We start from the raw sequence: 24,715 nt of genomic DNA on the forward strand, positions 1-24,715 counted from the left end.
TTTGTTAAGATATCTCTAATGAGAACTATAGTCATTCTCTTATAACAATTGCTTAATTTTCTGGGGATTGGGGATTGGGGATTGGGGATTGGGGACTGGGGACTGGGGATTGGGGACTGGGGATTGGGGACTGGGGATTGGGGATTGGGGGACAAGGAAAATAATCATGCCCAATTAGGAATTAGCAATTCCCAATTCCCCATAATCTATTATTCTGTTTTGAGCGGTAAGATACCACTCATTTGTTCTAGATTTAAGACTGTGGCTAAGTCTGTTTCACTCATCAACCCGCGTTCTAGGACAATCTGGCGCAGAGATTTACCAGTTTCTAAAGATTCTTTAGCGACAGAAGCAGCATTTAAATAACCAATGTGGGTATTGAGTGCGGTTACTAAAGCTAAACTGCCTTCGGCATAAGCTAAACAACGTTCCTGGTTAGCAGTAATTCCCTTGATGCAGCGTTCGGTAAGTGCAGCGATGGTATTACCGAGAATTTCGATACTGTGAATCAAGTTATAGGCAATTAGTGGCATCATCACATTTAATTCTAATTGTCCAGCTTGGGCGGCTAATGCGATCGCACTATCGTAACCCATCACCTGAAAACACACCATTGATGTCATCTCTGCCATCACTGGGTTATATTTCCCTGGCATAATCGATGAACCGGGTTGCACTGGCGGGAGTTGAATTTCTTTTAAACCAGTTTTTGGCCCCGAATCCATCAGCCGTAAATCATGAGATATTTTGACTAAATCTTGCGCTAAGTTGCGTAAAGCGCCGGAAACATTCACAAATGGGGCCATACTCTGCATAGCTGCCATCAGATGGGGCGCAGGTTCTAAAGGTGTATCAATCAATTCTGAGAGAACTTCTACTACACGGGCGCGATATAGAGGATGAGTATTTAAACCAGTTCCAGCTGCACTACCTCCCAAACCCAACACCATCAAATCACCAGAGGCGGTGTAAATCCGGTTTTGATGTTCTGTAAGAATTTGCGCCCAAGCCCGAAAATTCTCACCCAAACGCACGGGTACAGCGTCTTGTAAGTGGGTTCTGCCAGATTTGACGATATCTTGAAATTCTACAGCTTTGTTTTCTAAGGATGCGATCGCATTATCTATTGCTGGGTGCAATGTCTTGGATAATGCCAATAATCCACCAATCCGAATGGCGGTAGGAATCACATCATTGGTAGACTGCCCATAATTAACGTGATCGTTAGGACTAACACGTTTATAATTACCCTTTTCTTCACCAAGTATTTCTAAGGCACGATTTGTCAGAACTTCGTTGACATTCATGTGATGAGATGTTCCAGCACCCGCCTGATAAACATCCACGACAAACTGATCCCGCAACTTCCCAGCCAAAATTTCATCAGTTGCTTGGATAATCGCCTGACTAATATCTTGGGGAATGCAATTCAGTTCTCCATTCACAATTGCTGTAGCTTTTTTAATTATCAACCCAGCATCTACGTAAGTATGTAAAGGCTTAATGCCGCTAATAGGAAAGTTTTCGATTGCCCGCAGCGTTTGGATACCGTAATAAACGCTACTAGCAATTTGGCGATCGCCCATCGAATCGCGTTCGATGCGGAATTGGTTGTCTGTGTGTTCAGTCATAGTATTGTTTTAGGAGAGCTACAGAAAACAGATTTTCCCATGCAGGCACACTCAGATACACTAATCTGCATAGATTTTGCATATTTGCTTGGCTGCTTGTTACTTTACAGTTGTTAATTTTGAAGTTTGATTTTTGAATTCCCTATGACTCTACCCAACTGGATTACCTTCTCTCGCCTATTGGGGATACCATTTCTGCTTTACGGTTTATATAATCCCACACCTGAAGCTCAGTGGATATGTTTGGCGATTTTTCTCGTTGCGGCATTGACTGATTGGTTAGACGGTTATTTGGCACGGAAACTCAACCAAATTAGTGAGTTGGGTAAATTTCTCGATCCCTTAGTGGATAAACTTTTGGTACTTGCGCCGTTGCTGGTTTTTATTCAACTAGGAAAAGTCCCAGCTTGGGGAGTGTTTTTAATTTTAGCGCGAGAATTAGCGATCGCTGGTTGGCGAGTGAATCAAACGACGATTACCGGGGCGAATATTTGGGGTAAACTCAAAACTGTTAGTCAAATAATCGCGATCGCACTTTTGATTGCGCCTTTGGGTGAAGCGTGGCAAAGTCCCTCTCTGATTGCCTTTTGGGTTTCTGTCACCCTGACTTTAATCTCTGGGGGTATTTATCTTGTACCGCAAAAAGCTAGCACTGCTGATTGAAAATATCGAAATAAAATTGACTGCAAACGTTTCCTTTCAGTTTGTGCAATCCTCACCCATAGGAACACTCGATAATTTAAAAAATATCTCTCAAACTCTCATTTCTCCGTGTCGCGCCAGTTGCTTCAAGTCGGGGAACCCGCCCAACGCACTGGCTTCTCTGTGCCTCTGCGGTTCGTTATTCCGTAACTCTTACGTAAGTCCTAAAAATTTTATGGAGTTATGAGTTATAGTTCTTATTCTTAACAGATGCGATTCATCGCGTCTCTCCAAACCCCTAACTTTTTTCAATGCCATCCAAAATCTTACCACCGCCCTTAAAACCTGGAGACTTAATACGAGTCATTGCCCCTAGTGGTGCTTTGCGAGAATTTGAGGTGTTTGAACAGAGTCTAGAAATTTGGCGATCGCGTGGTTATCAATTAGAAATCAGTCCACAGATAGATGACAAATGGGGTTATCTAGCTGGAACAGATGAAATCCGCCGTCAGCAATTAGCAGCAGCATGGCAAGATCCTAATTGTCGTGGTATTCTTTGTGCCAGAGGCGGTTTTGGTAGCACCCGCATTTTAGAAGATTGGAACTGGCAACAAAACTCAGCCCTTCCCAAGTGGCTTATAGGCTTTTCTGATATCACAGCTTTATTGTGGAGTCTTTATATAGCAGGGATTTCCGGCGTTCATGCTCCCGTAATGGTGACTTTGGCAGATGAGCCAGATTGGTCAATTGAGCGATTATTCGATTCGGTAGAAGGTCGTCCTCTCGCGCCTCTCAAAGGTTGCGGGTGGGGTGGCGGCGTAGTAAATGGTACTTTGTTACCAGGTAATCTCACGGTCGCAACTCACCTCTTGGGTACACCAATCCTGCCACATCTTGATGGTGTAATTCTGGCGTTAGAAGATGTTACAGAAGCACCCTATCGCATCGACAGAATGCTGACACAATGGCGTTTGAGTGGTGCTTTGTCTCAAGTCTGCGGTATTGCTTTAGGCGGTTTTACTCGCTGTGAAGCGCCGCCAAATCTGTCTAGCTTTAGTGTAGAAGAAGTATTGCGCGATCGCTTGGGTGATTTGGGTATTCCGATTGTTTCTGATTTACCTTTTGGTCATGATAGCCCGAATGCTGCATTGCCAGTGGGTGTAGAGGTAACTTTAGATGGAGATGCGGGAATATTAGCGATGCCTACAGAGGTAAGCTACGCATCATAAGTTTTTCGCAAATATTCCATCATCTAGATTAGCCTCAAAGATTAATTTACTTCTGTATTACGACTAAATAATCCCGATCCGAATAAAAGTTTTTTCCATCTGGACTGGACTCTTTAATCACTTTAAATTGCGCTTTTTCTATTAACAACTTAATTGCGTCTGGTGAAGTTGGCTGATACAATACTTCGTCATTATTGTAGGCAGCAAACCTTGCCCAACCATTTGGTGTAGTTATATTAGTGGTATGAATAAAAGCTTTTCCACCTGACTTGAGAGTTTTATAAATACCGTTTAAGTATTTCCAAATTGTTTGTAAATCTAAATGTACAAATACATCGAATGAATATACAAAATCAAATTTTTCGCTAAACTCAGGTTCAAATTGAGAATTTTTTATTAAATGAAACTCTATTTGAGGATATTCCATAAGCGCTGCTTCAGCATTATCTAGCATTTCTTGCGCTATGTCGAAACAGTATAATTTTTTGACGTTTTTAACCACTTTTGCCGCAATCCTGCCACCACCTACACCTATTTCTGCCACTGTGCTGTCTTGAGAAATAAATGGTGTAATATATTCACTCACAATACTGACTGCATCTTCTACAGTTGCCCATTCATCACCTAAATAATTGATGTAATTATCTCTTTCATGATCTGTAATCTTTTGATTACCTAGAATAACTTGAGATTTATCCCATTTTTTTGCGTAATTATTCCAGAATTCTTGATTAATTTCAACGTTTGATTGCTGCATTGGTAGCTCCTGTTATAGGGGTAATATCTAACTTGAACAAGATTAGTACTATATCAGTTTCTCAGAATTTTTTTAAACCACTCTTCGGTGCGATCGCCCATAGCTTCTAAAGAGTATAAAGTCTCTACTTGCTGGCGACAAGCTTGGCGGTCAATTTCGTCCAAATGCCTAATCGCTTCTACTAAACCTTGAACACTATCAGGTTCCACCAGAAAACCAGTTTTGCCTTCCTGGACAATTTCTGTTAAACCACCCCGACGATAAGCAATTAAAGGTACTCCACAAGCAAGCGCTTCTATTGCTACATTTCCAAATGCTTCTATCCACCGAGGAGTTACTAAAAGTGCTTGACATTTACCTAACTCCTTTTGTAGCTCAACCGTTGGTAAAAATCCTATATATTCTATAGGAGCATTAGGATATTCTTCACAAATTTTCTCCCAGTAAAATACATCCTGTTTTAACCCGAATATTTTCAGGGTAATGCCAGTGATTTCTGCTGCTGCTACAGCATCTTCTAGTCCTTTTTCAGGAGCTATCCTACCTACCCACGCCAAGCTTTGAGTTGGTTTGTGGCAAAATTGATAAATAGATAAATCCATGCCATTTAACAGACAAACACACCGCTCTGCAAATGTGAAAGTTGCTGCTTGTGTTTGGCTGTGAACACCGATACTACCCGGAAAATTGATTGCTACTTGTTCAATAATCTCATCCATTGCATCTGTCAAAGAACCCATGCTGATCAGATGTGCGATCGCACAGTTAAAAAATGGTGTTAAATACAGTGGCAACCAATCATAAGCAAAATTAACAATCAAATCATAATCTGCTTGTACTTGGCGAGCATAATCCCACATATTCGCTAAAACAGAATTTTTATGCAGCAAAATCGGATCGCTACGACTCTGATTTTGCGCTGGTATCTGTATTATTTCTCCGGGAATTTCTCTAATCGGTAATGAATTGCTGATAGAGCCTTGCGGTGCAACAATATCTAATTTATGTCCCCGCCGCATCATTTCTGTAGCAATATTAGATAAGGTCAACTCTACTCCACCTCCCAGTCCTGAACCTAGCGGCCCCATTGGGGTAGACATAAATAATAATTTATGGTACATCTTCGTCGCTAATGCATTTTCATAAACATCATTTTTTACCTAAATAAGTAGCTTGGCATAAGAAAACCAAACTATGTAAACAAAAATAAACTAGCCTAAAACTCTTTTGCCTCTTGCCTCTTAATTTATTACAACTACAAATTTTGACACCCACCTAAACAACATACTTATTGGGTTTCGCTATAGCTCCACCCAAAAAGCATCCAATAAAATTCAACCCTGCTTGCGATAACAGCGAGTTGTAATCAGGTAAGGGTGAAAAACCTCTAAAAATTGACTCTGAAGTGTACGGAAAAATGTTTCTACTACTTTAGGATCGTCTAAGTGAAAAGGAAATTCTTGATTAAAACCTTTAAAAAAATACCAATTCACTATTATTTTACCTTCCGAATTCAAAGATTGATAAAATTCTAATAACTGCTGGCTAGGATCTGACACATGCTCTAAAACGTCGAAACAAAAAATAGTATCAAATTTCTCTTTCGCGGGCATTTCAATAGTACAAATTATTTTTTTGTCCAGTCCCATTTTCTCTGCTCGATACTGAACAAAATCACGATTAATCGGATTAATATCATAATAAATTACTTGCTCCACTTGTGGGCAAAGAGCAGCACCAAGGGCATGAGTTCCTATTCCACCACCAAAATCTAATACTCTTCCTTGGGCATAATCTGCAATTAACCGCAGCATATCACCAATATAATCATAACTTGATAAATGCCAAGCCCCCAATTCAAACAAGTAAAGTTCTCCTACTTTCTCACGATAGAAAGCAGTTGCTTCTTCCCAATTAAAATCCTTGCGCCCTAAGTTTTTTATTTCCTCTTGTCCTGCTGCTAACTTGGTCTCTATGGCTTCTGGATCTAAATTTAAAAAACATTGTAAATGATGTTTGAAGTCAAATGAATTTTCTAAAAAGCTACTTAAGAAAAAAGGATCTGTAGAGTTTACCATAAAATTTATATCGCAATGAAATTAACGTATTCTATTATAGAATAAATATGTGCCATTTCATTCTGACTTGTTACCAGTCGGACAAAATATAGTATATTTGAACAATAATTTCTAAAAAAGAGAGATTTTTTCATGAAAATTGCCTTAGTTGCTGGAGGTTATATTCCAACACCTCCCCTATCAAATTCTATATTGACTCTGATGCAAGAGTATAAACATTTTTTAGATAAGCTTGGACATCAAGTAGATATTTTTAATAATAAAAATGTCAAGGAAGTCATCGACATAATCAATAATAATAATTACGATTTTGTCCATTTAAACGCCTATGAGTTTGCTAGTCAATTCAATCAAAACCTGAAACAAAAGTATTGTTTTAGCTGTCATAACGGTTATTTTTTTAAACAAGATAAATGGGAGAAAGATTTTAAACAAGGATTTGAACATTACTTAAATGCACCTGGGATAATTGCCCTTTCTCATCCAACAAAAGATGTTTTTCTGAAAGCAGGTTATTCTGGATACATATCAGTGCAAGTAAACGGTATTGATACTCAAAAATTCGATTTTAAAGACCAAGGAAATAATAAAGCTATTTGTTTGGGTTGGATTCAACCGAGAAAGCAGCAGAGATTACTAGCAGAAACGATAGATGGTAATTTAAACTTAGATTTTGTTGGGCCTTTAGATGACCCTGATTTTAAAGAAGGAACCACAACAAAACATCTAGGTATCTGGAGTTTAGAACAAGTTTATGCTAATCTCACAGATTATAATTGTTTAGTTTTAATTAGTGAAGGAGAAATTGCACCGCTTGTAGTATTAGAAGCGATGGCGGCAGGTTTATGTGTAGTTGTTTCAGAATCTGCTAGTGCTAACTTACACTCCAAAGAGTTTATTAGAGTGTTGCCAGATAATATATTAACCAATGCTACCGACGAAAATCAAAAAATTGTTTGTGACACAATTATTGATCTGATTGATAAAAATAAATCTTGTCGCCAAGAAATTGTAGAATATGTCAGGGAAAATTTTGATTTTAGCCATATTATCAAAAACTATATTCAGATAGTTGACGAATTTACCAACTTTTACCACTAACTATGTCTGTTAAAAGTGCATCACAACAATAAGTATGGGTTTAACAGCTAGTTTCACCGCAAAAATTAGGATATTTAAGGAAAAACGAATCATGAATAAAGAAACGATAGAATTTATTGACAGAGCATCGTTAGTAGATGGTGATTATGTTTCAGTTGGGCTTGAAATTATCAAGCCAGATAAATGTTTTCCCAATATGATTGCAGAGAATACAAATGTTTCTGATTGGCCTTATCTAAGACGCGAAATTTCTCATAAATGGTATGTAGATAAAAGAGAAACCTATGTAGGATTTCTCAGTCGAGATGAAGCTCATATTCTTTATAATACTGCCCTAAAATTTAGAGGGAAAAAAGCTTTAGAAATTGGCTGCTGGTATGGTTGGTCTGCTTGTCATATAGCTTTAGCAGGACTAGAAGTAGACGTAATTGATCCCCTGTTAGCAAAAGAAGATATGTATGAAAGTGTGTCTAATTCTTTGCAATGTGCAGGTGTGCTTGATAGAGTTAATTTATTAAGCGGTTATAGCCCTCAAAAAGTAGAGGAATTAGCAGAACAATTGCAGCGCAAGTGGTCGTTGTTTTTCATTGACGGCTCTCATGATGCTCCATGTCCACTCAACGATGCAATAATCTGCGAAAACTTGTCAGAGGCAGATGCTTTGATTTTATTCCATGATTTAAATTCTCCTGATGTTGCCCAAGGTCTAGATTACTTAAAGCAAAAAGGGTGGAACACAATGATTTATCAAACCATGCAAATTATGGGTGTTGCTTGGCGCGGGAATATTGAGCCAGTCCAACATCAGCCAGATCCAAATATTAATTGGAGTTTACCAGAGCATTTGCAAAACTATCATGTGAGTGAATTATCAACAGATTCAGTAAATGAATTTCTAGAAATTATTACTGCTATCCGACCTTACACTTTATTGGGTGAAGCCCGTTTATTTTCACTCTATTCTTTGGCAAAGAAAATTTGTTTACAAGATATTCCCGGAAACTTTGTAGAATGTGGAAGTTGTAAAGGAGGAGCAGCAGCGCTTTTAGCATCAGTAATTCAGCGCTACAGCCTTCGTCCACGGTTAGTTTATGCTTGTGATACTTTTGAAGGAATGCCTGAACCGATAGAAATTGATCTACACAACGGTATAGCCGCAAATGAAACGGGGTTTGGAGTTGGCACTTTAAAAGCTCCAATTGCAGAAAATATCCAGTTGATTTCTCAATTATTAAAAGTTCAAGACATTGTTGTACCTGTTAAGGGTTTATTTGCTCAAGCATTGCCTCAATATAAGTCAGAGATAGGTAGTATTGCCTTGCTACACGCTGATGGAGACTGGTATGAATCAACAATGGATATCTTCAATAATCTTTATGACAATGTTGTTCCAAATGGCATGATTCAGGTCGATGATTATGGTCATTGGGATGGTTGTCGAAAAGCCTTACATGAGTTTGAGCGTTTGAGAGGGGAGCAATTTAACCTTCATGGAATTGACTACACTGGGGTGTGGTTTAAGAAGGGTGAAGTAATAAATATCCAACAAATATAGACTTTCCAAAGATCCGCTAAAAATTGGCATGAAAGTTACCCTTTTCCAATCCCAAATTCAGAATTTTTCCCGCCAGTTGACCAATTCTCCTTGGCGGCTTTCGCTAATAGGAATAATTCTGAGTATATTTTTCATATTCTTATATGGTTGTCAGGGGACAGTCCAGAAGAATGAGAGAGTAATTCATCTGAATTTATGGCAATCAATCAATCCCCCTATTAATCGGGATGTGTTTGATAAACTAGTAGATAAATTTAATCAGACTCATACTGATATACAGGTGGAATCTATCTTTATAGGTCAACCCCAATTGCCAAAAATATTAACAGCAGTTGTGGGGAATGCGTCTCCAGATATTTTGTCATTCGATCCTCAGTTGACAGGTCAGTTTATGGAACTGGGGGCAATTCGTCCTCTAGATAAATGGCTGGACAAATTTCCATTAAAGTCGGAAATTAGCCCCAACTTATGGGAGGAATTAAAATTAGATGGTCATCTTTGGTCAATTCCACTCTCCACTAGCAATGTAGGCATTTTTTACCGACCTAGACTTTTCCAAGCTGCGGGAATTACGCAAATTCCTAAGACTTGGGAAGAGTTGAGGGAAGTTGCCAAAAAATTGACCATAGACCGGAATGGCGACAATCGACCCGAACAGTACGGAATTTTACTGCCTTTAGGGAAGGGAGAATGGACTGTTTTTAGTTGGTTCCCCTTTTTATTGAGCGCTGGCGGAGAGATTGTAACAAATAACCATCCGAATTTGACGAATCCAGGTGCGATCGCAGCCTTACAATTTTGGCAAGACCTATTAAAAGATGGTTCAGCAACCCTTTCTTCGCCAGAACGAGGTTATGAAGAAGATGCTTTTATTGCGGGTCGTGTTGCAATGCAGATCACAGGCCCTTGGACTTATATCATGAAGTCTAATGTTGACTTTAACGTATTCCCCATACCTGCAAGTGTCAAACCTGCTACGGTAACAGGCACTGGAAATATGTATTTGATGAAGACTACACCAAAAAGAGAGCAAGCAGCACTCAAATTTTTAGAGTATGTTTTAAGCGAAGAATTCCAAACAGAATGGAGTATAGGAACGGGTTTTTTACCGGTTAACATTAAATCTGCACAAAGTCAGGCTTATCAAGAATTCCTCCAGCAAAAACCTGTTTTGAAAGTCTTTATTGACCAAATGCCTGTGTCAGGTTCTCGACCAATCATTCCTGGCTATAGTCGTTTGTCTGACAGTTTAGGTCGAGCCATCGAAGCCACCATGCTAGGAGCATCTCCAGAAACAGCACTTAAAAAAGCTCAAGCAAACATTGATTCAATTTGGGATTCCCTATAATTTAGATGGAATCTAAAATCCTAACTAGCTTAATTATAATTAACCAGAAATTCCACTCTGGCGATGTGAATTTCTTTTCAAGGTACATAAGCCAATTGCTGGTATAGCTCCCAAAATCACTGCTGTTAGTCCTTGTCCACTCCAATATAATATGGGAGTCCGGTAGGTTTCTGGAATCAAATTTTGCACAATAAAAAGTAACCAAACCAAAATAGTGATTAAGAAAAAAGAGATTGAGGGTAAAAAATTCCACCACCAAATGCCTGGTATATATCGCCTCAGTACCAGCCATTGGCAAAGCCCTAGCCAAATACCAGAAATTATATATGCGATCGCAGATAGAAACCCAAAAATAAAAGTTTGTTCAGGAGATAAAGTTTCATTTAACGATGAGGCTATAGATGAAATATAGTTAATCCAGGCTGTAGAAACACCGTTGGCAATCAGCCAACCGACGCTAGTCGCAAATATCCACTGCAAACCCGGTAAATATCGGTAAACTACAAGGCTCTGGTCAGCAGCGAAAATCACGGCAAATACAACGTTGCTGAGACTTCTAACTAAAATACTCCATGTTTGTGGCTGGAGAGAAATACTAGATGAGCTTTGGAGAATAATTTTCTCTAAGGCGATACTGGCAACGCCACCCACAACCCATCCGATCAAGGTCATTAAGGTAAACTGAATAAAGAACATCTGTCGCTGCGATCGCGGAATTAAAAACTTTCCTGGGTTAGGCTCGTTATTAGCAGATGCAAGATCGTCGGGACTGTTAGAGTCAGTTTGCATATTAGGGGACTGGGGATTAGGGACTGGGGACTGGGAAGTGAGGAAGATGGGGGAGAAATAAGCAATGATCAATGCCCAATTCCCAATTCCCAATTCAATATTGATTCTTGTTTTATCCTATTTCCCAGTCTCCAGTCGCTAATCCCCAGTCCCTTTTATTCTGAAAAAGCGTAATCCCGGAATGATAAGCTAAACAGTGGCATAAATAATGTGACTTAGGATGAAGTAATAAATGGGTGTTTCTTCAACAACTCCTCATCTCTTACGGGCTGCTCGTGGTGAAGTAGTAGATCGTCCCCCTGTATGGATGATGCGACAAGCGGGACGATATATGAAAGCATATCGAGACTTAAGAGAGAAGTATCCTTCGTTTCGCGATCGCTCGGAAATTCCAGATGTAGCAATTGAAGTTTCCTTGCAACCGTGGAAAGCTTTCCAACCAGATGGTGTAATTTTATTTTCTGATATTGTCACCCCATTACCTGGTTTGGGTATTGACATGGACATCGCCGAAGGTAAAGGGCCAATCATTCACTCGCCCCTCCGCACTCAAGAACAAATCGATCGTCTGCATCCCTTAGAAGCAGAAGCAGCTTTACCATTTATCAAGACAATTTTGCAGGCGTTGCGTTCGGAAGTGGGCGATAAATCAACGGTGTTAGGCTTTGTGGGTGCGCCGTGGACGTTAGCAGCTTATGCGGTGGAAGGAAAAGGTTCTAAAACCTATTCCATCATCAAAAATATGGCATTCTCAGATCCGACGATATTGCATCAACTGTTATCTAAATTAGCAGATGCGATCGCCATCTATGCCCGCTACCAAATTGACTCTGGCGCTCAAGTTGTGCAAATGTTCGATTCTTGGGCGGGTCAATTGAGTCCTCAAGATTATGACACCTTTGCTCTCCCCTATCAGCAGCGAGTTTTCCAGCAAGTCAAGCAAACCCACCCCGATACACCTTTAATTCTGCTAGTTAGTGGTAGTGCGGGTGTGTTGGAAAGAATGGCACAATCTGGCGCTGATATTGTCAGTGTAGACTGGGCGGTGGATATGGCAGATGCACGAGCCAGATTAGGTAAGCAAGTCAAAGTTCAAGGAAATCTTGACCCAGGCGTGCTATTCGGCTCTAAAGAGTTTATCCGCGATCGCATTCTCGATACCGTTCGCAAAGCTGGTAATTGGGGTCACATTCTCAATCTCGGTCATGGTGTCTTACCAGAAACTCCCGAAGAAAATGTCGCTTTCTTCTTTGAAACTGCAAAGGAATTGAATCTTGCAGGAGTTAAGAGTTAGGAGTTATGAGTTATGAGTTAGGAGTTATGAGTAGAGATGCGATTAATCACGTCTCTATAGGAGTTATCAGTTGTGAGGTGCAGAGTTATTTTTAACTCCTCACTTCTAACTCCTAATTTTATTTTTAACTCCTGATTCGGAACTTTTAACTTCATTTTTAATTCTTCACTTTTAACTCCTAACTTTTGAAAAATTCTCTATGAGCCAGAAACGGATTTTAGTGACTGGTGCAAGTGGTTGTGTAGGTCATTATTTAACAGAAGCCTTAATTAAGGAAACAGATCACGAACTGTATCTACTAGTTAGAAACCCAAGTAAACTGCAAGTTGATACCAAAGCCCGTTCAGGTATCAACGTTTTGCAAGGTGATATGCAAAATATTCGCCAGTTTGCCGATTTGCTATCCACAATTGATACGGCGGTACTCACAGCCACAGCTTGGGGTGGTGATAATACATTTGATATTAATGTTGTCAAGACTATAGAGTTGCTCGAACTGCTAGATCCAGAACGTTGCCAGCAGGTGATTTATTTTTCGACAGCTAGTGTTTTGGATCGCGACAATCAACCATTAAAAGAAGCCGGGGAAATTGGGACAGATTACATCCGTTCTAAATATGAGTGCTTACATAAAAAAGAACAATTAGCGATCGCACCCAAAATTACCACAGTATTTCCCACTGTAGTATTGGGCGGTGATGCGAATAAACCCTATTCTGCTGTCACATCTGGGATTACAGAAGTTACCAAATATATTAATTTGATTCGCTTTTTAGAAGCAGATGGTAGTTTTCACTTTATCCACGCACGAGATATTGCTACTGTCGTGCAATATTTAATCGATCGTCCTCCCGAAAAGGATCAACCACGTCAGCTTGTTTTAGGTCAAGAACCATTAACTGCTAATCAAGCAGTAAAACAGGTTTGTGCTTATCTGGGCAAAAAGATTTACTTTCGCATTCCTATATCCATAGCATTGGCTAATTTGATTATTGTTCTGTTCCGCATTCAAATGGCGGCTTGGGATAGGTTTTGCATGAGCTATCGGCATTTCACATATAAAAAATTCATTAATCCCGATAGTTTCGGCTTGCCAAATTACTGTGCAACTATGAATGATGTTTTAAAAATTAGTGGCGTTAAACGTTAGCCAGTAAGAGAGTTTATGTTTATTTAGATTGAATATACTGCTTGTAGCTTCAGCAGTTTTTTTATCCGCAGTATAGTTTTTTGATTAAAGAATCACTGTACTGAAAACCTTGATAGCCAATGGCGAAGCAACTATCTCATAACAATATTGACTCTCAGAAAGATTAATTTTTGAGAGCTATCGCCCATTCAGCACTTGAAATACATATAATAATATATCCTTCGGCAACTCTATAGCAACCTCAGTTTTCGAGAAAAACCATGATGTCAGGCTATATCATTACTGTTCTCAAAACCAGTGCCAGTTAGGTTACTAGGTGTAAAATGTGGTTCAGCTGCGAATCCAAAAGGTAATGCTCTAAACACCCGCAGATGTTACCGCAGACACTGGTTATGTTCTGGCTGCTAAAATACGTAAGTATGAGTAGTACGCTCGGACTACTCAGATAGAAATTGTCTATTTGGTCACACAACGCCCTCAATAGATTGTAGAAAAGTGTATTTCCTTGTGTTGATAGTGGTGCTAACCTCAATTTTAAGGATGTTATCAGCCTTTATCTGCTAGAGTTTCCAACTTTCAGCAAACTAGATAATCTATCAACAATATAAATCGCTAGGAGTGCGATGAGATGTCACAGTCCCATACCATAAGACCAGAAATAGCATCTGGAACTCTAATTGATAACCGTTATACTATCCAAAAACTTCTAGGACAGGGAGGATTGGGGCGAACTTACTTGGCATTTGACACTCGGCGATTTAATGAAGCTTGTGTTCTCAAGGAGTTTGCACCCATTGGCACAGGAGAAAGTGGACTAGAACAATATCGCAACTTATTTAAAAGAGAGGCAAAAATTCTTCATCAATTGCAACATCCTCAAATTCCCAAGTTTTTAGCTTGCTTTGAAGGAGATGGTCGGTTATTTCTGGTACAAGAGTATGTTGACGGTAAAACATATTCTAGACTGTTGGGAGAACTTCAACGTGAAGGAAGAAATTTTTCTGAAGACGAAGTTATCCAGTGGCTAAAGAATCTGCTACCTGTTTTGGAATATGTCCACCAGCACAACATTATCCATCGAGATATTTCTCCTGACAACATCATGTTACCTGATGGCAACGATCTACCAGTGCTGATTGATTTCGGTGTCGGCAAGCAAATTACTGATATGAATGAAGGGAGAAGTTCTAACCACCAGGTAACGTTTGTTGGCAAAATGTCCCTTGTAGGCAAAGTGGGATATGCTCCCCGCGAACAGATTAGCTTGGGTTTATGTTCGCCCTCTAGTGACCTTTATGCTTTGGGAGTAACAGCTATTGTACTACTCACAGGTAAAGATCCATCTTTACTAATGGATCAGTATTCACTTGAATGGAACTGGCGTTATTATACTTATGTTAGTGATGGGTTTGCTCAAGTACTTGATTGCATGTTGGCAGACAGACCTAACAAGCGATATCAAACAGCCAGGGAAGTTATTAACGATTTAGAGCGGATTGGAGAATCAGAAGTGCCAATGTCTCCTCCAATCATCCTTGATGATTTGCCTGCTACAGTATTTAATCCTGAATTCCAGGCTATGTCAGCAATATCGCCGTCATACAATCAACCTGTAGAAATAATTTTTAGTTCACCTAATTTACCTTCTAATCCACAAACTGGGCAGATTGAACAACAACAACCTTCTTTACAACCATCATTCATCAAACATTGTCGGCAAGGGTTAGCTTACCACATCGGGCCAATCGCAAATCTGATTATAGAAGAAATATTAGAAGAAAATCCTTATATTTCACCTGACCAATTTGTTGAACTCATAGCCAGAGAAATTCCTAACTTTCAAGCAGCTTTTGAATTCAAAAAAAGCTTATTTTCATAGATATTTATACCACTGTTAATTTAGAGATAATTTTGATTATTTAACTAAATTATAGTATGGCAATTTTAAGTAAAGAGAAACTCAACACAGCCAGTTTTGTAAGCTGGTCTAAATCTCTGTTATAGAACTTAATTACGAATTAAGTTAGCGTAGTCCACGTTCGCTTTTAGCGTATCGTAGAGAGCGTCATTACGAATTATTTGAATCCCCTGTACCTCCCTGAGTCCGTTTGATTCTTTTCATTGCCATTTCTAAACTTAACTGCATCCGTTTAAAGGCTTTAGCTAAATTACCGATTTCATCATTAGACATCTGCTCAAATTCAACTTCCATGTGTCCGGTACTAACTTCTTCAGCTATGCGAGTCATGCGTTTGAGAGGTATTACAACTTGTCGATTCAAGAACAAATTGACTAATAAGATAGTTGCGATAAATATAGCTGATACAATTAAAATAATTACTAAGGAAGACTGATTAGCTTTGCTGATGACATTATTCGCTGGTACTGATATAATCTGAGCGCCGACAATTTCATTCAGCTTCCACCCAAATCCATTAGCTGTGCCATAAAGAGTAATCATACTTTGAGGTGCCGCTTCAGGTACACTATGACACTTCAGACAGCTTTCTTCAGAAATTGGTAACGGACGAGCAATATAAAAGATATCCCCACCGGGAAGTGAGCGAAATCCACTCACCTCTTTAAGGTCTGATTTACTTCTGAACCTTTCTACAACTTCCGTCTCAAAACGGTCAGCTTTATCCCGAAGATTTGTAGGATTGAGAGTTGCTTCTTTATAAAAGAAATCACGGTAATCTGCTGTTTTCCGTAAAATCTCAAATACCTCCCGTGCTGAGTATGCAGGTACACTTTGTGGCAAAAACTCAGTAGCCAATTTATCAGCTAGCTCTGGATTCACTTGAGTACTGGTGTATTTCCGAACAGAACTCATCGTTTGCATGAGCATAAGACCTGTTGAGCTAATATCTTGTTTAGCATTCTCCCTGAGCAGAGAAGAAAGAGCAAATCCACTCAAGCTCAAACCGAATGTTAGAATCACCAGTAATAGAATTGTAAACTTTTGTTTCAGGTTCAGATTTTTTAGCATAATTACAGATTACCTACAAGTCAAATTATTATGAACAAATATTGTAAAAGTTATCGTTTACTCTACCATGAACAATCAACTCTCATATTTGGTTGTAAAGGCATAGTTTAGCTAAAACTATTAGGGTATACCCAACTTTAATACTATTAGTAATATTGAGGTTAATGAAAATGTTCTCTAAGTAACTAAGTTCCAAAAAGCTCCAACAGCAATTAAAATGGAATTCCCCAAAATTCCGATTGGCTGTTTTGATCCCGTGCCAAAATAAATACCAGCAATTGTCAAATATTACTAATGGTGTGGAATGCAGGAAAGTCTTTATTCGGGGGACGCTACATTATTGAAAGCCAACTAGGTGAAGGTGGAATTGGCATTACTTACCTTGCCAGAAATCAACGGAATCAACTGCGAGTGATTAAAACTCTCAAAGAAGAAATCCTAAACCACCCCGCTTGGATACTCCACCGAAATAAGTTACGGCAAGACTTCCGTGATGAAGCAGTTAGGCTGGCTGTGTGTCACCATCCTCATATAGTACAGATAGAAACCATCTTCGATGATGGAAATCTGCCTTGTATGGTGATGGAGTACATCGAAGGCGAAGACTTAGGACAGTACCTAAGACGGGTTGGGGTGCTGTCAGAAGCAGAAGCGCTGTTCTACATCCGACAAATTGGCGATGCTTTGACACTAATCCATTCTAAAGGACTGCTGCATCGGGATCTCAAACCACGCAACATTATGATCCGCATTGATAAATCAGAAGCAGTGCTGATAGACTTTGGTATTGCTAGAGAATTTATTCCCAATGTAATCCAAAGACACACAGTGTATCGCACTCCTGGTTTTGCCCCACCTGAGCAGTATGAATCGGAAGCACCACGAGGAGAATATATTGATATCTACGCCTTAGCCGCTACTTTGTATAATTTGCTTACCGCAGTGATCCCAACGAGCGCAGATGATAGACGACACAATATTAATTTAGAACCACCGCAGTATTTTAATCCCAATATTAGCAATAGAGTAAATCAAGCTATTATGTGCGGCATGGATTTGGATTCAACCTATCGTCCCCAGTCTGTGCAGGAGTGGTTGGATTTATTAGGCCCCGATCTTGGGACAATGGTAGCACCAGAAACATCTACTCTAGCGATCGCGCCTAGAGTAAAATTACCTCCACCTGTTGTATTAGATCGGCAGAACTGGCAATGCGTACAGACCCTCAAAGGTCATTCTAGTATGGTTCATGCGATCGCCATTAGCCCAGACGGACAATTGATTGCTAGTGGTAGTAATGACCATACTATTAAACTTTGGCAACTGGCTACTGGCAAGCTAGTGCGTCAAATGGGTCGTTGGTCTTCTTGTCATTCTAGTATGGTTCATTCCGTCGCCTTTAGCCCAATCTCACCAAAGCTTTCTTATCAAGGGGAATCAGGCAAAGCTGCGAGAATCACAGACCATAACTTGGGAATCTTGGCTAGTGGTAGTTGGGATAATACGATCAAATTTTGGGATGTAAATACAGGCAAAGAAATTCGCACTCTCATTGGTCATACCAACTGGGTAAATTCCGTTGCCTTTAGTCCAGATGGCAAACTTCTAGCTAGTGGTAGTGCTGACTGCACAATTAAACTATGGCAAGTCAACACTGGCATAGAAATCCAAACTCTCACAGGTCATTCCGACTCAGTTTCGTCAATTGCTTATTCTCCGAGAACTGCTACAACGTCGAATAGCCAGGATAGACAGCTTGTAGCTAGTGGTAGTAATGACTACACCATCAAGCTGTGGCAAGTATACACGGGCAGAAACATCTACACATTTACAGGTCATTCCTTCTTCATTAACTGTATCGCCTTCAGCCACGATGGAGAAACGATCGCTAGTGGCAGTGGTGATAACACAATTAAATTGTGGCATGTAAATACAGGCAGAGAAATTCGCACTCTCATTGGTCATTCTGATTCAGTTTGGTCAATTGCCTTTAGCCAGGATAGGCAATTTATCGCTAGTGGCAGTTGGGACAACACTATCAAACTGTGGCATTTACACAGTGGTAGAGAAATCAGCACACTTACAGGGCATTCCAGCTATGTTCGATGTGTTGTCTTCAGTCCTGATGGACAAACCCTAGTTAGCGGTAGCGATGATGATACTATCAAGATTTGGCGAAGGGGGAATTGAAGAGGTACGGGTTATTATTTCACTATTTAAGGTATATATGAATACCCGTCATTAACTGATTCATCCCCCATTTATGCAATGCCCATATTTGCTTCCGGTGAAATCTAAGCATTGCTCGCTATCTTGCCCAGATAGAATATAAACTAGGGCCCCTTGGAAATTCAGAAATTTATCTATGCAAATTATTTATTGGCTGTTAATTGCCGTAATGCTTGTGGGTATCATCGGTGCAGTAGTTCCAGCCATTCCCGGTAGCAGCTTAATTCTAATTGCAATTATCGTCTGGGGAATCGTTAGTAGTTCCTTCGCAGCTATCAAAATTCCCCTAATTGTGACAATTATTGTTTTGCTCCTTAGTGTAGGAGTAGATTTTTTAGCTAGCTATGTAGGAGCAAGACAAGCTGGAGCTAGCAAGTGGGGGCAAATTGGCGCAATTGTCGGTTTAGTGGTGGGATTTTTAGGACTATTGCCAACTTTGCCGTTTGGCGGGCCACTGTTAGGAATTTTACTAGGCCCGCTTTTGGGAGCAATTATTGGTGAGTATATTTACCGACGTGAATTTGGGTTGGCGGTTAAAGCAGGTATAGGAATTGTAGTCGGATCTTTGGTAGGAAATTTGATTCAAGGATTGTTAGCGATCGCTGCGGTTGTAGTTTTTGTTATGACAACTTGGCCGCAGGTATTTGGTTCTTAACATGATTAAGGTAAGAGAGAAAAATTAATTACATCTTGCCTTAAGCGTACATAATCAGTTCAAAATAAAATCAGATTCCTATACATAAGTATAAGTGCGATCGCTACATTAATATAAACTTCAGGGAAAATCTGCTTTGTTTCAAGGTTTTGCCTTCACACACAGCCCCTTTTCAACTCTATGGGGTGAAAAAGATACAAAGACCAGTTATACAAGCAATTAAAATTTTATGAAGAGGACACATTAATTAAAGATGTGATGAGGACAACTAAGTAAATATTGCGTACCTGGGATATATGTGATTTTATGGAGATAAGAAATACATCACGCAAGTTTCACTTTCACTGACGGTATTTTTCCATAAATTACTCAGATTAAAAGTAAAGCAATTGCCTGATTTAAGGTTATTACTAGGAGCCTCAAGGAACAATGGTTAGTTTTAAATCTACATTACTAAATGCAACTTTAGCTATTACTGCTGCAATTCCCTTAGCTACTGCTGGGTTGTTTACTTCTGCTGGATCTGCTCAAGCATACACTGGTGGCTTTAACTACAGTCCTTCTCTAAATGGTATTAATGGCCCAACTGAAGCCACTCTTAGTCAAACCTCTGTAAGCTTTATTCCCGATCCAGGAGCAATTTTACTTACACAGAGGAAAGGAGATTTTGCATCTGATTTTACAGGTTATATCAAAAGCTTCCAAACAAGTCCATTTATTTCACCTTCCCAGTTTATTGATGTTGGTGCTTTGGACGGAACTAAATTACTTAGTTTGACCAGTCTAAACCCAGCAATTTTTACTACACAAAATGGAGGAACAGACATCAACTTGTCTTTCCTGGGACTCTTTGAAGATGGAACTAAAGCAGAAGGATATATTACTTTTGCTACTCAAGATAAGAGTGCAGAAGCAGATTATAAGAGTGGTAAAACAATTAATGCAAGTTTCACAGGTCTTGCGGTAACTTCAGTTCCCGAACCTGCTGCATTACTAGGCTTGGGTTCAGTTGGTGCAGTAATGGCTATGTCTCGCCGTCGCAAAAGTTTCGCTCAATAGACCTATTCTAAATATAAAAAAGTTACTTTTAGTTGCTAAAAGTAACTTTAATTAATCAATTCGATTTGGCTGGAATGCACAATTTTCCTAACCAGGTCGAATTTTTTTATTCTGTTAGACTAATCTATTTAAGGATGACTTTTCTTAACTTCAGATAGACTTAAGCTGATTGCAAAGAATTTTTGGCTTCAGTTGCGATCGCATCTACTTCATCATTAGCCAGAGTTTCTAATATAGATTTGGCTTCTGCATTACCCAAACGAGCCAAGGCTTGTACAAGTCTGTAACGAATTTGCCAATCTGGATTAGTAGCATAGGGAGCCAACAGAGGAACTGCTTGTAAATCTCCCAAGTCACCCAAAGAACTAATAGCAGCAGTTTGGACTAATTCGTTTTCTGATGAGAGTGCCTCTTTGAGTAGCTCAAAAGCTCGTGGATCGCCCAACTCTCCTAATGTAGCAATAATACTGAATTGGATTAGCCATTCACCGGTTGTATGATAAAGGTGCTGCAAATCTTCAAAAGCTTCACATAACTTCAAAGCACCCAAACAGTCTGCTGCTGCTGCTTGTACATCTACTTCGGAGTCATGAAGCAAGCGATCGCGCAAGATATCCAAAGATAATTGTAAATCTTGGGTTCCGAGTGTATCCATTTGACTCACTGCTGAGTAACGAACACGAGAATTGCGATCGCTAATGGCAGTTTGAATCAATTCAAAGCCAACCGCAGGTTCCAGTTGACGAATTTGATTAACTGCACGTAAGCGATCGCCTAAATCCTCAGAACTGAGCAATTGCTTAACAGACTCCGAAGTAATACTCATTTAGTTATCCTTGATTTTCAAAGGTGTAAAAAAGACAGATGCGATTAATCGCGTTTCTATTTTTGACTAATCTTGACTTGCAGCCATTGCCCGAATAATATCACCACGAGTCAGGATACCAATTACTTGATCTGTGTCATCAAGTACTGGCAAGCGGTGAACGCTGCGATCGTGCATGATTGTAGCGGCTTCTTTTAAAGTTTTATCAGAGGAAATAGCGATCGGGTTTTTACTCATCACCTCCCCAACGATTTGCCCTAGTGCCTTATGTAAGTCACGTTCATACGTAGCAGGATTTTTTAAATAGATAACGCTATCAAGAAACATAATGTACGCAGGTGGAGTAACACCAGTTTCTTGCCACATCAAATCGGTTTCTGAGATAATGCCCACCAATTTCCCGACATCATCCACAACAGGTAGTCCACTGATGTGGCGTTCTGCGAGAATTTGGATAGCTTCCTTCAGTGGAGTTTCCGCGTAGACGACAATAGGATCGCGGCTCATCACATCGGCAACGGTTTTAGGCATTTATTTCCTGATACCTTTAATCAAAGTCTCTGCACCTATTGTAGAAAATTGCGGGACTCAACCTGATGCAATTAATAGATTGTTACGGTATTGGGCATTGAGTATTGAAAAACTCTTTCCTATTCCCCATTCCCTATTCCCTTTTCAAAGCAGCAATAATTTGAGTATTTGCTTTCGGAAAAGTAAACTGCTCCAGTTCTTCCAAAGTTACCCAGCGAATTTCATCAGATTCCAAAGCTTGGGGAACACCTGTAATATGGCGGCAGTGATGTACTGTGAGAGTAACGCGCAAATTTGTATAGCTGTGGTCAATAGTAATCAGATGTTCTCCTACTTCAATTACTATTCCCAGTTCTTCGGAAATTTCCCGTTTAATACACTCTTGGATAGTTTCGCCAGGCTCAATTTTACCACCAGGAAATTCCCATAAACCACCCATTGCTCCTTCTGGACGACGGCGATCGATTAAAATTTGCTCTTGGCTGTTCCAAATTACTGCAACACCAATGATTTTATGGGGTGGGAAAGAACTGGTTTCACTCATAATTGATTGACAAGAGGGAGAGATGATTAATAACAAAACTCGGCAGACTAGTTTTAACTCTGCCGAGTTTTGATTTTTTAAATTTCAACCTTAATGCATCACAGTTTTGGATATTTTAAAAAAGTTTAGCTGATAATGATTGAGAATTAGCAGCAAAGATTCCGCACTGGCTTATTTTCAATTTCTATCATCGTGACTGTGACTAAGCTATCAGCCCAACAACAATATAAAATTTTCTAAATTTTACATTTCTAGTCAACTTCGCTATTGTTAGTTTCAGTCCCTTGCAGGGCGAGTTCAAAATTCATTCTCTGTTCAGCATTACGCAAGAAATATCCACTAATCATAGCAGAAGCCAGAAGCCGACCTAGACTTTCTCGACTGGTGCTTACGGTGATGCCAAAGTGTTCTGAAGGGAGATTACCCAATAGTCCTGTAATATTCCGTTCCATCACCTGAAATACTTCGGCGGATGTAGGTTTAGATAGCTGCGTAACTGTCTCTGGACTCAAAGATTTAACATACTGCCATAGTAAATCGTTAGTTTCTGATTCGCTATTGAAAAATTCTGAGACACGATTGGATGGGTTACTCATTTTTTAGCTCCTTAACTACCACTACTGGCTGCGGTGCTTGTGATTTAAATATGAAATGCCTGTTTTGGATTTGACTTAGCTAGCTATTTTCTCTTCCTGTCAACTAATGTAACAGTCTAGCTTTCTGGTAGAAGTAGGTGTAACCGTACCAAAGTCAGCGTATTTTCTCACCCTAACAAAAAAAGTAAGGAGTGAGAAGTTAATTCCTAACTCCTCACTCCTAATTTCTAACTCCCCACTCTTAACTCCTAACCTTCCCCTAACTTGCCAAATATTCACCCATATTGGCTTTAGACTTGCGAAGTTTGGTTAAAGCTTCCCGCTCAATTTGCCGGACTCGTTCGCGGCTGATATTCAGTATTTCACCAATTTTAGCCAGAGTCAGCGCTTGCCCATCAGTTAAACCAAAACGCAGTGTGATTACTTCTCTCTGTTGTGGAGTGAGATCGCCCATCAGGCGATCTAAGTCATAAGATAGGGAAGATTGCATGACAAACTCTTCTGGAGATGCTCCTGGATCTTCCAGCATTTCTCCAAGCTCGGTGTCATAGTTATCACCCAATCGCAAATCTAAGGAAAGGGGCAACCGCGCCTTTTCTAAATATTCTCGTACTTGTTTGGGGGTTAATTCTAATTCTTCAGCTAGTTCGCCAGCTGTGGGAGCGCGTCCCAATTTTTGAGACAATTGGCGCTGTGCCTTTTTAATTTTATTTAATTTTTCAGTGATATGGATCGGCAACCGAATGGTGCGAGCTTTTTCGGCTATAGCACGAGTTATCGCTTGCCGAATCCACCAATAGGCATAGGTAGAAAATCTGTACCCTTTGGTAGGGTCAAACTTTTCCACGCCGCGTTGCATACCAATACTACCTTCTTGGATCAAATCCAGTAAATCGACGTTGCGCTTGATGTACTTTTTGGCAACGGAGACTACCAGCCGCAAATTGGCTTCTACCATCTTACGCTTGGCAATTTCACCATCAGCGATCGCTTCATTCAATTCTGCTGGTTCTAACTTCGTCGCTTTCGCCCACTCTTCTAAAGTCGGTTGACGATCTAATTGGGTGGCAAGAGATTCTCTTGATTCGTGCAAAGTACAGGAACGTTGCACCTGTTTACCATAAAAAATCTCTTCCTCGTGGGTTAAGAGTGGCACACGGCCAATCTCACGCAGGTAAGTCCGCACGAGGTCTGTGGCTGTCTGAGCGGTCTTCATGGCGCTACTCTTTGGTAATGATGGGTTTGGCGGTAGGGTCATTAAGGGATAGATGCTTTGGTAGGGTGCTACCCAGTCAGACTGGGAACCTATGCTATGGTTTGCAATTTACGCGCCCGAGAAACTCGGCTGCTCATAACAATCAAATTTAGGCTTCTTAACTGCTAAAAGTTACAGTTATTTCCTACTTTCCACAAGTATCTACAGTTAGATAAAAGGTAGCTTATTAAACATTTTTCTCTGGGAGTCTTATTAATAATTGTAACATTTATGAGAATGCTTTGGCTATATGGCGACATTAAATTTCCTGGTTGTTCCAGTTCGTGCAATCTCGCCCTCTCTCTTAAGGCTGACTATAAGTCAATTTCTGAAGTTATCTGATAAACATAAGCTCCCTCATATTTGTTAAGATATCTCTAATGAGAACTATAGTCATTCTCTTATAACAATTGCTTAATTTTCTGGGGATTGGGGATTGGGGATTGGGGATTGGGGA

Annotated in this window: 22 protein-coding genes; 11 read left to right on the plus strand and 11 right to left on the minus strand. The window is 39.9% G+C overall.

What is annotated here, in order from left to right; all coding sequences use genetic code 11:
* Window positions 1-209: 209 nt before the first annotated feature.
* Complete coding sequence (locus V7K55_RS00725; RefSeq protein WP_334827161.1) at window positions 210-1,631, minus strand: aspartate ammonia-lyase; 1,422 nt, start codon at window positions 1,629-1,631, stop codon at window positions 210-212.
* Between the two features lie 144 nt (window positions 1,632-1,775).
* Between V7K55_RS00725 and pgsA the strand changes: the two genes are divergently transcribed.
* Entirely contained in the window at window positions 1,776-2,294 is a 519-nt protein-coding gene (pgsA, locus tag V7K55_RS00730; RefSeq protein ID WP_334827163.1) for a CDP-diacylglycerol--glycerol-3-phosphate 3-phosphatidyltransferase, read from the plus strand.
* A 290-nt stretch (window positions 2,295-2,584) separates the two neighbouring features.
* On the plus strand, window positions 2,585-3,502 hold the full coding sequence (locus V7K55_RS00735; RefSeq protein ID WP_334827165.1) for a S66 peptidase family protein: 918 nt from the start codon (window positions 2,585-2,587) through the stop codon (window positions 3,500-3,502).
* Between the two features lie 46 nt (window positions 3,503-3,548).
* Here V7K55_RS00735 and V7K55_RS00740 read toward each other — a convergent pair whose 3' ends face one another.
* The 3 genes from V7K55_RS00740 to V7K55_RS00750 all read right to left on the minus strand — a co-directional run bounded on the left by V7K55_RS00740 (window position 3,549) and on the right by V7K55_RS00750 (window position 6,337).
* Window positions 3,549-4,259 (minus strand): class I SAM-dependent methyltransferase, encoded by a 711-nt coding sequence (locus tag V7K55_RS00740; protein WP_334827167.1) that lies wholly within the window; start codon window positions 4,257-4,259, stop codon window positions 3,549-3,551.
* A gap of 53 nt (window positions 4,260-4,312) precedes the next feature.
* Window positions 4,313-5,359 (minus strand): glycosyltransferase family 4 protein, encoded by a 1,047-nt coding sequence (locus tag V7K55_RS00745; protein WP_334827169.1) that lies wholly within the window; start codon window positions 5,357-5,359, stop codon window positions 4,313-4,315.
* A 234-nt stretch (window positions 5,360-5,593) separates the two neighbouring features.
* A complete protein-coding gene (locus V7K55_RS00750) occupies window positions 5,594-6,337 on the minus strand; it encodes a class I SAM-dependent methyltransferase (protein ID WP_334827171.1) in 744 nt (247 codons plus the stop codon).
* A 132-nt stretch (window positions 6,338-6,469) separates the two neighbouring features.
* Between V7K55_RS00750 and V7K55_RS00755 the strand changes: the two genes are divergently transcribed.
* From V7K55_RS00755 to V7K55_RS00765, 3 genes are all read left to right on the plus strand, one after another.
* The gene (locus tag V7K55_RS00755; protein WP_334827173.1) at window positions 6,470-7,438 is read left to right on the plus strand and encodes a glycosyltransferase; all 969 of its coding nucleotides are present in this window, start codon (window positions 6,470-6,472) and stop codon (window positions 7,436-7,438) included.
* Between the two features lie 91 nt (window positions 7,439-7,529).
* Entirely contained in the window at window positions 7,530-8,993 is a 1,464-nt protein-coding gene (locus V7K55_RS00760) for a class I SAM-dependent methyltransferase (protein ID WP_334827175.1), read from the plus strand.
* Window positions 8,994-9,021: 28 nt separating this feature from the next.
* Window positions 9,022-10,341, plus strand: coding sequence for an ABC transporter substrate-binding protein (locus V7K55_RS00765; protein WP_334827177.1), 1,320 nt, complete (start codon window positions 9,022-9,024; stop codon window positions 10,339-10,341).
* 39 nt (window positions 10,342-10,380) lie between these two features.
* On the opposite strand, the gene V7K55_RS00770 is transcribed toward V7K55_RS00765, so the two are convergent.
* Entirely contained in the window at window positions 10,381-11,130 is a 750-nt protein-coding gene (locus V7K55_RS00770) for a hypothetical protein (protein ID WP_334827179.1), read from the minus strand.
* Window positions 11,131-11,362: 232 nt separating this feature from the next.
* On the opposite strand from V7K55_RS00770, the gene hemE reads away from it, so the two are divergent.
* The 3 genes from hemE to V7K55_RS00785 all read left to right on the plus strand — a co-directional run bounded on the left by hemE (window position 11,363) and on the right by V7K55_RS00785 (window position 15,453).
* Window positions 11,363-12,424, plus strand: a complete 1,062-nt coding sequence (gene hemE / locus V7K55_RS00775; protein ID WP_334827181.1) for a uroporphyrinogen decarboxylase — start codon at window positions 11,363-11,365, stop codon at window positions 12,422-12,424.
* A 199-nt stretch (window positions 12,425-12,623) separates the two neighbouring features.
* Entirely contained in the window at window positions 12,624-13,574 is a 951-nt protein-coding gene (locus tag V7K55_RS00780) for an NAD-dependent epimerase/dehydratase family protein (protein WP_334827183.1), read from the plus strand.
* A gap of 628 nt (window positions 13,575-14,202) precedes the next feature.
* Entirely contained in the window at window positions 14,203-15,453 is a 1,251-nt protein-coding gene (locus V7K55_RS00785) for a serine/threonine-protein kinase (protein ID WP_334827185.1), read from the plus strand.
* A 189-nt stretch (window positions 15,454-15,642) separates the two neighbouring features.
* On the opposite strand, the gene V7K55_RS00790 is transcribed toward V7K55_RS00785, so the two are convergent.
* The gene (locus V7K55_RS00790; RefSeq protein ID WP_334827187.1) at window positions 15,643-16,563 is read right to left on the minus strand and encodes a c-type heme family protein; all 921 of its coding nucleotides are present in this window, start codon (window positions 16,561-16,563) and stop codon (window positions 15,643-15,645) included.
* A gap of 294 nt (window positions 16,564-16,857) precedes the next feature.
* On the opposite strand from V7K55_RS00790, the gene V7K55_RS00795 reads away from it, so the two are divergent.
* The 3 genes from V7K55_RS00795 (at window position 16,858) to V7K55_RS00805 (ending at window position 20,506) form a co-directional block, all read left to right on the plus strand.
* A complete protein-coding gene (locus tag V7K55_RS00795; protein WP_334827189.1) occupies window positions 16,858-18,753 on the plus strand; it encodes a serine/threonine-protein kinase in 1,896 nt (631 codons plus the stop codon).
* Window positions 18,754-18,928: 175 nt separating this feature from the next.
* A complete protein-coding gene (locus tag V7K55_RS00800; RefSeq protein ID WP_334827191.1) occupies window positions 18,929-19,447 on the plus strand; it encodes a DUF456 domain-containing protein in 519 nt (172 codons plus the stop codon).
* 429 nt (window positions 19,448-19,876) lie between these two features.
* On the plus strand, window positions 19,877-20,506 hold the full coding sequence (locus tag V7K55_RS00805; protein WP_334827193.1) for a PEP-CTERM sorting domain-containing protein: 630 nt from the start codon (window positions 19,877-19,879) through the stop codon (window positions 20,504-20,506).
* 160 nt (window positions 20,507-20,666) lie between these two features.
* Here V7K55_RS00805 and nblB read toward each other — a convergent pair whose 3' ends face one another.
* The 5 genes from nblB to V7K55_RS00830 all read right to left on the minus strand — a co-directional run bounded on the left by nblB (window position 20,667) and on the right by V7K55_RS00830 (window position 24,219).
* Window positions 20,667-21,332 carry a phycobilisome degradation protein NblB gene (nblB, locus tag V7K55_RS00810; protein WP_334827195.1) on the minus strand — a complete coding sequence of 222 codons (666 nt, stop codon included), beginning with the start codon at window positions 21,330-21,332 and terminating at the stop codon, window positions 20,667-20,669.
* Between the two features lie 66 nt (window positions 21,333-21,398).
* Window positions 21,399-21,863 (minus strand): CBS domain-containing protein, encoded by a 465-nt coding sequence (locus V7K55_RS00815; protein ID WP_334827197.1) that lies wholly within the window; start codon window positions 21,861-21,863, stop codon window positions 21,399-21,401.
* Window positions 21,864-21,996: 133 nt separating this feature from the next.
* The gene (mutT, locus tag V7K55_RS00820) at window positions 21,997-22,407 is read right to left on the minus strand and encodes an 8-oxo-dGTP diphosphatase MutT (RefSeq protein ID WP_334827199.1); all 411 of its coding nucleotides are present in this window, start codon (window positions 22,405-22,407) and stop codon (window positions 21,997-21,999) included.
* Window positions 22,408-22,658: 251 nt separating this feature from the next.
* Window positions 22,659-23,003: a DUF760 domain-containing protein gene (locus V7K55_RS00825; protein ID WP_094327783.1), complete on the minus strand. Its 345-nt coding sequence runs from the start codon at window positions 23,001-23,003 to the stop codon at window positions 22,659-22,661.
* 259 nt (window positions 23,004-23,262) lie between these two features.
* A complete protein-coding gene (locus tag V7K55_RS00830) occupies window positions 23,263-24,219 on the minus strand; it encodes an RNA polymerase sigma factor, RpoD/SigA family (protein ID WP_334827201.1) in 957 nt (318 codons plus the stop codon).
* Window positions 24,220-24,715: the final 496 nt, after the last annotated feature.

The organism is Nostoc sp., from assembly GCF_036919895.1.
Classification (GTDB): Bacteria; Cyanobacteriota; Cyanobacteriia; order Cyanobacteriales; family Nostocaceae; genus Nostoc.